This is a genomic window from Bifidobacterium mongoliense DSM 21395 (assembly GCF_000741285.1).
GTDB lineage: Bacteria > Actinomycetota > Actinomycetes > Actinomycetales > Bifidobacteriaceae > Bifidobacterium > Bifidobacterium mongoliense.
Window position 1 is genome coordinate 127,038 of the sequence record NZ_JGZE01000011.1, and the last position, 9,644, is coordinate 136,681.

Annotated in this window: 5 protein-coding genes and 2 pseudogenes; all 7 read right to left on the reverse strand. The window is 66.4% G+C overall.

Annotated elements, in window-relative coordinates:
• Positions 1 to 74 precede the first annotated feature (74 nt).
• Complete coding sequence (glgA, locus tag BMON_RS05440) at positions 75 to 1,307, reverse strand: glycogen synthase (RefSeq protein WP_033512159.1); 1,233 nt, start codon at positions 1,305 to 1,307, stop codon at positions 75 to 77.
• A 67-nt stretch (positions 1,308 to 1,374) separates the two neighbouring features.
• On the reverse strand, positions 1,375 to 1,812 hold the full coding sequence (locus tag BMON_RS05445) for a hypothetical protein (protein WP_033512161.1): 438 nt from the start codon (positions 1,810 to 1,812) through the stop codon (positions 1,375 to 1,377).
• A 149-nt stretch (positions 1,813 to 1,961) separates the two neighbouring features.
• Complete coding sequence (locus BMON_RS05450) at positions 1,962 to 3,524, reverse strand: glutamate synthase subunit beta (RefSeq protein WP_033512163.1); 1,563 nt, start codon at positions 3,522 to 3,524, stop codon at positions 1,962 to 1,964.
• On the reverse strand, positions 3,521 to 8,095 hold the full coding sequence (gltB, locus tag BMON_RS05455; RefSeq protein ID WP_033512164.1) for a glutamate synthase large subunit: 4,575 nt from the start codon (positions 8,093 to 8,095) through the stop codon (positions 3,521 to 3,523). Before gltB ends, BMON_RS05450 begins: the two co-directional genes overlap by 4 nt.
• Before the next feature lie 274 nt (positions 8,096 to 8,369).
• Positions 8,370 to 8,744 (reverse strand): annotated as a pseudogene (locus BMON_RS05460) (VOC family protein); the annotation flags it as partial.
• Positions 8,741 to 8,938 (reverse strand): hypothetical protein, encoded by a 198-nt coding sequence (locus BMON_RS09935; RefSeq protein ID WP_156098621.1) that lies wholly within the window; start codon positions 8,936 to 8,938, stop codon positions 8,741 to 8,743. The pseudogene BMON_RS05460 and the gene BMON_RS09935, both read right to left, overlap by 4 nt.
• 92 nt (positions 8,939 to 9,030) lie before the next feature.
• A pseudogene (locus BMON_RS09600) lies at positions 9,031 to 9,489 on the reverse strand (FGGY-family carbohydrate kinase); the annotation flags it as partial.
• Positions 9,490 to 9,644: the final 155 nt, after the last annotated feature.

The window sequence follows — 9,644 nt, forward strand, 5'->3', positions numbered from 1 at the left end:
CGTTCTCCGGGGACCGAATCACACCGGTCCCGCTATTGCGCCCATCGGTGATGGGCCGTCGTGTCATCCTGCCGCTACAGGACCGAACGGTAGACGTCGATGGTCTGGTCGGCGATGCGTTCCCAACTGAACAGGTCGCGGGCCCGGGCGTACCCGGCCCGTCCCATGGCCTTGGCCCGCTCCGGGTCGGCCATCACACGATTGATGGCCTTGGCCATATCGTGGACGAACTCCTCGGGTTTGGTCGGGGTTCCGGTGCCGTCGTGCAACTGGTCGAGCGGCACCAGCACACCCGTGGTGCCGTCGTCGACGACTTCGGGGATGCCGCCCGTGGCGCTGGCGATGACCGGAAGTCCGCAGGCCATCGCCTCGAGGTTCACGATTCCCAACGGTTCGTAGATGCTCGGGCAGATGAAGGCGTCGCAGCCGTGTTCCAGGGCGTTGAGCTCGTTCTTCGGCAGCATGCGTTCGATCCAGATCACGTTGCCGCGTTCCTCGTCGAGTTCGGCGAAGGCCCGCTTGACCTCCTCACCGATCCTGGGGGTGTCCGGTGCGCCGGCGCATAGCACGACCTGGATGCCCGCATCGACCAAATGCAGGGCCTTGAGCAGGAAAGGCAGTCCCTTCTGCTGGGTGATGCGCCCGACGAACAGCAACGTGGGCTTGGTACGGTCGATATGATAGCGGTCGAAGACCTTCCAACCATCGTCGTCCTCGGCGGGTTCCTCGAAATCGGCGAGCGTGATGCCGTTGTGCACGACACTCACACGATCGGGGTCGAGGGCAGGGTAGGCGGTGAGGATGTCCTGGCGCATGCCCGCCGAGACGGCGATGACCCGATCGGCATGCTCATAGGCATCCCGCTCGGCCCACGAACTCAGTTCGTAGCCGCCGCCGAGTTGCTCGCGTTTCCACGGTCGGAACGGTTCGAGGCTGTGCGCGGTGATGACCAGCGGAACGCCGTGCAGCTGTTGGGCCAGGCGTCCGGCCAGGCAGGTGTACCAGGTGTGGGCGTGCACGAGATCGGCGTCCACGTCATTGGCCATCTGCAAGTCCACACCGAAGGTACTCAACGCGGGATTGGCGTCGGCGAGTTCGTGGGGCACGTCATACCCGGACACCGCCAGCGAGCCCTTGGGGTGCGTCGAGGCGATCGCGGGAACCTCATCCGGGGTGCGTGGCCCGTCGAAGGCGCGCACCGTCACATCGATGCGTTCCGCCAGCACTTTGGCCAACTGATCCACATGGACCCCTGCTCCCCCATAGATATGCGGAGGATATTCGCGTGTAAGTATGTCAACCTTCATGATCCCTCTTCCCTGCCGCCCCGAAACGCGGCGATCGCATGGTTACCAGTTTACTGTTCGCGTCTGCTCAGAGTGCGGTGCCGTGCTCGTCGACGTGGGTGTTGAAGCGTGCATCCTCGGCGGTAAGGAAGAGCGAGAGCACACCGATCACGAATACGGCGGAGACGAGGATGATGAGCCACGCCGGATGGCTCGACAGCCACATGACGGTGAGGAAGGCGATCATCGAGAGCACGATGAGGGTCCAGCTGATGATCCGCATGACGCCACGCAGCGATGAACCTGCTCTGGCCACAGGGGTCGAGGCCTCCTCCATGCGTTCCTCCTGCGTCGAGGATACCGGAGTCCATGTGGCGGAGCGGTGCTCGGCAAGGCGACGCGAACGCTCCTGCAACGCACGCTCATCGCTGAGGCCGACGTTGCTGCGGCGGGAGGTGTCATAGCGTGGCGGCCCCACGGTGCTGCTGCGTTTCGACTGCGCTCTGCGTTCTGCACGATTCGGCATATGTTCCTCCATGAACCTCGGACACTGACGCTTCCCCAGTGTAGTACCCGAACGGCGCCGCCGCATGATGCCGCCGACCTTACGGGGTCCGGGCTGGATGCGACGGCGCCGTACCAGGACGTCGTGCGGACGGCCTCGCCGTCGGGCGACTATCGGGTTCTGGGCAGCGCCATGGGCCGGTCCGTGGCGGCGATGGGCGAGGACAGCTCCGTGGAACCGTTGAGATAGCGGTCCACGGCGGCGGCGCAACTGCGCCCCTCGGCAATGGCCCAGACGACCAGGCTCTGACCGCGTCCGGCGTCGCCGCACACGAAGACGCCCTCCTGCGTCGTGGCGAACTGATCGTCGCGCGCCACGTTGCCCCGGGTGTCGAGCTCAACGGGCATCTGGTCGAGCAGACTCGCCGTGTCGGGGTGCGCGAATCCGATCGAGATGAGCACCAGGTCGGCCGGCAGGATCCGTTCGGTGCCGGGTTGCCGGGTACGGGGGCCATCGGCTCCGGGTCCCACCGTCACCACCTTCACGCCGGTGACGTGGTGCTCGGCATCGGCCAGGAACCCGGAGGCCTCGAGTCGCGGTTCGATGGCCACACCGGCCGGTTCGTCCCCGTCGGCGTGTGAGGCGTCCGTCGGTGCGGCGCTGAAGGCGACCGAGTCGGTGTCGTACAGATACGTGCCGCCCTCGGCCATCGACGTGGTTTTCTGGTAGGTGCGGGCATAGGTCGGCCACGGGTGTCCTTCGGGCCGTTCGACCGGTTCCCGGTCGTTGATCTGCAGCACGGTGACGTCCTTGGCGCCTTGGCGCAGGCATGAGCCGAGGCAGTCGGATCCCGTGTCGCCGCCGCCGATCACGACCACGTGCTTGCCCTGCGCGCTGATGTCGTGCTTGAGCGGAGATCCGGAGAGCCGCCGTGTGGTGTCGGGCAGGAAATCCATGGCGAAGTGGATGCCTTCGAGCTCGCGTCCGGGGATGGCCACGTCGCGCGGCACTCCCGAACCGATGGCCACGATGACCGCGTCGTAGCGCGAGCGCAGATCGTCCCAACTGATGTCCTTGCCGATCTCCGTGTTCAGGCGGAACCGGGTGCCTTCGGCCGTCATCTGCTCGACGCGCTTGTCGATGAGGTGCTTGTCGAGTTTGAAGTTCGGTATGCCGTAGCGCATGAGGCCGCCGGGGGCGTCGTCACGTTCGTACACGACGACGGTGTGCCCGGCGCGGGTCAGCTGCTGGGCGCAGGCGAGTCCGGCGGGACCGGAGCCCACGATCGCGACGGTCATGTCGGTGAGGCGCTGGGGCGGCATCGGAGTGACGTATCCCAGCTCGAAGGCCTGGTCGATGATTGTGAGCTCATCGTTCTTGATGGTCGTGGCGGGCTGGTGGATGGCCAGCACGCAGGCGTGTTCGCAGGGCGCCGGGCATACCCTGCCGGTGACCTCGGGGAAGTTGTTGGTCAGGGACAGGCGATGATAGGCGTCCTCCCACTTGCCCTGGCTGACCAGGTCGTTGAATTCGGGGATGATGTTGCCCAGCGGGCACCCGGTCATGCAGAACGGGGTGCCGCAGTCCATGCAGCGTGAGGCCTGCGCCGCGGTCCATGGCTGGGCGCCATGCTCGCTGTGCACGTCGAACCAGTCGGCCACCCGTTCGGCCGCCGGCCGTTCGGCCAGTTCGCGACGTGTCCGTACCTTGAGGAATCCTCTGGGATCGCTCATCTCGCTGCTCCTTGCATAACCTGTTCGTAGACCCTTTCCCAGGATCCGGGTGCGTTGAAGTCGACGTGCTCCTGCTTGGCCTTGTCCATGGCGGCGGTCATGGCGACGTATTGGCGGGGCACGATATGCGTGAACCGTGCTCGGGTTTCGGCCCAGCGGTCCAGGAGGTCCCGCGCGAAAGCCGATCCGGTCTCCTCGGCGTGGCGCTTGACCAGGTCGTGCACGAGTCGCTCCCCCTGCGCGTCGAGCCCGCCGAGCAGCAGGCTGCCGTCGGCCATGGCGTGGGGGTTCATCCGTCGACGTTCCAGATCGAGGACGTAGACGTTGCCGCCGGAGAAGCCGGCGCCGAGGTTGCGTCCGGTGGGGCCGAGTATCACCACGGTGCCGCCGGTCATGTATTCGCAGCCGTGGTCGCCCACGCCTTCGACCACGAAGGTCGCGCCGCCGTTGCGTACGGCGAAACGTTCACCGGCGCGTCCGGCCACGAACATCTCGCCGGAGGTGGCGCCGAAGCCGGTCACGTTGCCCGCGATCACATTGGTGTGAGGATCGAAGGCGATGTGGTCCTCGGGTCGGATGACGATGCGCCCCCCCGACAGTCCCTTGCCCGCGTAGTCGTTGACGTCGCCGTAGATGCGCAGGGTCTCGCCCCGCGGGATGAAGGCTCCCGTGGATTGGCCCCCGGAACCGTGCAGGGTCATGTCGATGGTGTCGGCCGGCAGTCCCTCGGCCCCGTGTCGGATGGTGATCTCGTAGCCCAGCATGGTGCCGACCGTGCGGTTGACGTTGCGGATGGGCATCTCGATGCGGACGGGCTCCCCCCGGTCGAGCGCGGGGCGTGACAATTCGATCAGCCTGTTGTCGAGCGCCTTGTCGAGCTCGTGGTTCTGGGGCACGCTCTGGTGCAAGGCCGTGCCGGGTGTCGGCCCCGGTTGCATGAGAACCTTCGACAGGTCGATACCTTCGGCCTTCCACCGGGTGACCGCGGTGCGCTGGTCGAGGCATTCGACGTGTCCGACGGCCTCTTCGAGCGTCCTGAAGCCGAGTTCGGCGAGGATCTCACGCACCTCCTGGGCGATGTACATGAAGAAGGTGACGACGTCCTCGGGCTTGCCGCGGAACCGAGCCCGCAGTTCGGGATCCTGGGTGGCGATGCCCTGGGGGCAGGTGTTCTTGTGGCAGGCGCGCATCATGACGCAGCCCTCCACCATGAGCGCGGTCGTGGCGAACCCGAATTCCTCGGCGCCGAGCAGGGCGGCGACCATGACGTCGCGTCCGGTCTTGAGCTCGCCGTCGCACTGCACCACGATGCGCGAACGCAAACCGTTGAGCACGAGGGTCTGCTGGGTCTCGGACAGCCCGATCTCCCACGGGGTCCCCGCGTGCCTGATCGCGTTGAGCGGTGCCGCGCCGGTGCCGCCGTCGTAGCCGGAGATGAGCACGACGTCGGCATGGCATTTCGCCACACCCGCGGCGACGGTACCCACGCCGAATTCGGAGACGAGCTTGACGTGGATGCGGGCCTTGGGGTTCGCCATCTTCGCGTCGTTGATGAGCTGCTTCAAATCCTCGATCGAATAGATGTCGTGGTGCGGCGGCGGTGAGATCAGCTCCACACCGGGAGTCGCATGACGCACCGTGGCGATCCACGGCGGCACCTTCGCGCCGGGCAGATGCCCGCCCTCACCGGGTTTGGCCCCCTGGGCGAGTTTGATCTGCAGGTCGGTGGCGTGCACCAGGTAGTCGCTCGTCACGCCGAACCGCGCCGAGGCGATCTGCTTGATGCGGCTGGTGCGCCTCGGATCGGCGATGCGGTCGTCGGATTCCCCGCCTTCACCGGAGTTCGAGCGTGCGCCGATCGAATTCATGGCGATGGCGAGGGTCTCGTGGGCCTCCTGCGAGATCGAGCCGTAGCTCATCGCGCCGGTCGAGAAGCGCTTGACGATCTCACTGGCCGGTTCCACCTCGCTGATGTCGATCGGAGGGCGGTGGCCGCGCAGTTCCATGAGTCCGCGCAGCATCATGATGCGGTTGGAGGTGTCGTTCACGTGGGCGGAATAGCGTTTGAACATCGCATAGTCGGCGCGGCTCGTCGACTGCTGCAGCAGGAACACGGCCTCGGGGTCGTTGAGATGGTCCTCCCCCGTGCGCCGCCACTGGTAGTCGCCGCCGGTGCGCAGATTGCGGTGCGGACTCGCCGTCCATTGGTTCGGATAGGCGACCCGGTGGTGCATCTGCACCTCCTGGGCCAGTTCGTCGAGGCCCACGCCGCCCACGCGCGACACGGTGCCGGTGAAGTACCGGTCAACGACCTGCGGGCTCAGGCCGACCGCTTCGAAGAGCTGCGCACCACGGTAGCTCATGATCGTGGAGACGCCCATCTTGCTCATGATCTTGAGGACGCCGGTGGAGAGGGCATGCGAGAGGTTCTGTACGCCGGTGCGGGCGTCGACGGCGAGATATCCCTTGCGCGCGAGGTCCTCCACGGATTCGAAGGCCAGATACGGATTGACGCACGCCGCGCCGTAGGCGATGAGCAGGGCCACATGGTGGATTTCACGTACGTCGCCCGCCTCCACGGCCATGGAGACCTGGGTTCGGGTATGGGCCCTGAGCAGGTGGTGCTGCACCGCGCTGGTGAGCAGCAAGGAGGGGATGGCGGCCCACGTGTGGTTGGAATCCCTGTCGGAGAGCACGATGAAGTTGCTGCCGTCGGCTATGGCCCGGTCCACCTCGCCGAAGATCTCCTCGAGCCGCTCCTCGAGAGCCTTGCCGCCGCCGGCGACCTGGTACAGGCCCTTGACGATATACGTGCGGTAGTATCCGCCGAGGATGCTCGCCCGATCGAGGCGTTTGAGCTGCGCCATCTCATCGGAGTCGACGACCGGCCCGGGGATGATGATCTTGCGGGCGTGCAGCTCGGTGTCGTCCAGCAGATTCGGTTCGGGGCCGATGGCCGACTCGAGGCTGGTGACGATCTCCTCGCGCTCCCAGTCCAGCGGCGGGTTGGTGACCTGGGCGAATTTCTGCGTGAAGTAATCGAACAGCATGCGGCCGTGACGAGACAGCGCCGCCATCGGGGTGTCGTTGCCCATGGCACCCAAGGGTTCCTTGCCCGTGTTCGCCATGGGGGTCAGGAGGCGCTTGAGATCCTCTTCGGTGTAGCCGAAGGCGCGTTGACGACGCTGCACGGACTGTCCCGAATGGCTCACGTGCTCGCGGGCGGGCAGGTCGGCCAGTTCGACCGAATTGCCCTCGACCCAGCGTCGATACGGATGCAGTGCGACGAGGTTGCGTTTGATCTCCTCGTCGGGCACCAGGCGGCCTTCGGCGGTGTCGATGAGGAACATGCGTCCCGGTTCGAGCCGGCCCTTGGCGGTGATCCTGCTCTGCTTGATCTCGGGGATCACGCCGGATTCCGAGGCGAGCACGACCAGGCCATCGTCGTCGATCTGCCAGCGTCCGGGACGGAAACCGTTGCGGTCGAGGAGGGCGCCGACTTGGGTGCCGTCGGTGAAGATGATGTCGGCCGGGCCGTCCCAGGGCTCGATCAGTGAATTGTTGTACTCATAGAACGCCCTGATGTCCGGGTCGAGTTCCTCGTCCTTCTGCCACGCCGGGGGCATCATCATGAGAATCGCATGCGGCAGGCTGCGCCCCGCGAGATGCAGGAGTTCCAGGCACTCGTCGAAGGTGCCGGAATCCGAGTATCCCGGGGTGTCGATCGGCAGCAGCGGCGCGAGCTCGCCGAGCAGCGGGGCCTTGAGACGGCCCTCGCGGGCCGACAGCCAGTTGCGGTTGCCCTGGATCGTATTGATCTCGCCGTTGTGGGCGATGAGGCGGAACGGCTGCGCGAGTGGCCAGCTGGGGAAGGTATTGGTTGAAAAACGAGAATGGACCACCGCCACGGTCGCCTTCATCCTGGGGTCGCCGAGGTCGGGGAAGAACGGCGTGAGCTGCATCGTGGTGAGCATGCCCTTGTACGTCAGGGTGCGGCTGGAGAAGGAGGCGAAGTAGACACCGGCCTCATGTTCGGTGCGTTTGCGGATGCGCAGGCCGATGCGGTCGAGCGCCAGACCGTTGATGCGGCCCGAGGGATCCGCCGCGACGAGCATCATGAACGACGGCATGGACGCCAGGGCCTGCAGGCCCAGGCCGTCGGGATTGGTCGGCACCGTGCGCCAGGCCAGGACCTCGAGCCCCTCTTGGGCCACGATGTCGCCGATCTGCTGTTGTTGGCCGCCCATGGCCGCCATGTCCCGGTCCAGGAACGCGATACCGGCCAGATATCCTCCCGCCCGAGGAAGGGTCGCCTCGACCGTCGAACGCAGCATCTCGTCGGGCATCGACATGAGGATGCCGGCGCCGTCGCCGGTGTTTTCCTCGGCGCCGACCGCGCCGCGATGGTTGAGGTTGACGAGCACTTCGATGGCCGATTCGATGACCCGGCGTTCCGGTCGGCGCCTGAGCGTGGCCACCATGCCGACGCCGCAGGCATCGTGCTCCTGTGCGGGGTCGTACAGGCCCTTCGCGGGGCGGATGGTCAAATCGAGCGGAGCATGACGGGTCACGGTACCACCTTCGATAGTTGCAGGAACAAGACCTGCCGGTATGGGAACGATGTTCGCACAGACTACCGCCCGCATATGCCGGATATGTTGGGCGAGTCCATATAGCGAATCATCACACGCCCGTCCACGTATGTCCACCGCCGCATGTCCCACGACACGCCGTGTCACGACAAGCCTTGGGTCACGACTCGGTCGTTGCACCTGCAGTCGCCGCAGCTCGGTCCATCGCCGGGACGGGATTCCCCGGGTCGCTTGCGCCGCGAGGGTCCACCGGATGGGACCAATCGGTCACCGCCTCGATGTTGTTGCCGTCGGGGTCGAGCACGAACGCCGCGTAATATCCCGGATGGTACGGGCGTGGACCAGGGGCCCCGTTGTCGGTGCCGCCGGCGGCGAGTGCGGCCCGGTGGAAAGCCCGGACCTGTGCCCGGTCACGCGCGCGGAAGGCGATGTGCGTCGGCGGGGGGCACGCCCCGCCCGGTGCGGGCGAGAGATAGAAATCGGCGTGCGCGGTACCGTCCCGAGCCCCCAGACCCAGGGTCGGTTCGTGATGGGCTTTGACCATGTAGCACAGGGGTTCCAGAGCGGCTGAGTAGAAGGCGACACTGCGTGCGACGTCCCGCACGTGCAGCGTGAGATGGTCGATCATCGGCTCGCTCCTTGACTGTCCGGGCGGGCATACAGTCCCGCCGTGGCCGGGTAGAGCGCACGCTGTCCTTCGGCGAGCGCACGGTATGCGCGGGCGTCCTGCGGATCGGGGACGTAGCGTTCCCCGGTGCGACGCTCCCGCAGCCACCGTGAGACGTGGTCCAGGGAACGCAACGCGCCACGTTCACGCAGCACCAGGCGCTCAACGCCATGGCCGGCATGATGTCGGCGTTGTCCACCACCGTGACCTCATGATCCAGGACGTCGGCCATGATCTGGCACCATAGGCGTTCGCGGGCGCCTCCTCCGACCAGTGTGATCTCCGCCGGCGGGTCGGGCAACGACGCGAGTCCCTGCGCTATGGAGAACGCCACGCCTTCGAGCGTGGCCCGCGCCAGGTCGGCCGCGGTGGTCTCCGGGGTGATGCCGACGAAAGCGCCTCTCACCGCCTCGTTCATGACGGGAAATCGTTCGCCCGCCAGGTACGGCAGGCAGCGCACGCCGTTGCTGCCCGGAACGCTGCGGGCCAGCAGCTCGGTCATGGACGGGTAGTCCTTCGCGAACACCGAAGTGGACCAGCGGTGGACGTTGCCGGCGTTGAGGAACGGCACGCCGTTGATGACGGTGTCGGGCGTCAGGTAGGCGAGGTTGGCCACACCCGGCCGATCGGTGATGGACCCGTTTGAGACTGCGGCGATCCAGCCGGAGGTGCCGAGGTTGATGTTGTAGTCGCCCGGTCGGGTCACGCCGCTGGCGAGCGTCGTGGCGCCCGCGTCGCCGATGCCGGCGTATACGGGGGAATGGGCCCAGATAGCTCAACGAGGCGGTGAGCATGCTCAGGTACTGCTGGGAGATGCCCGCCAGGCGTTCGAGTCCAGGGAGTTGGTGGCGGAGACGATGG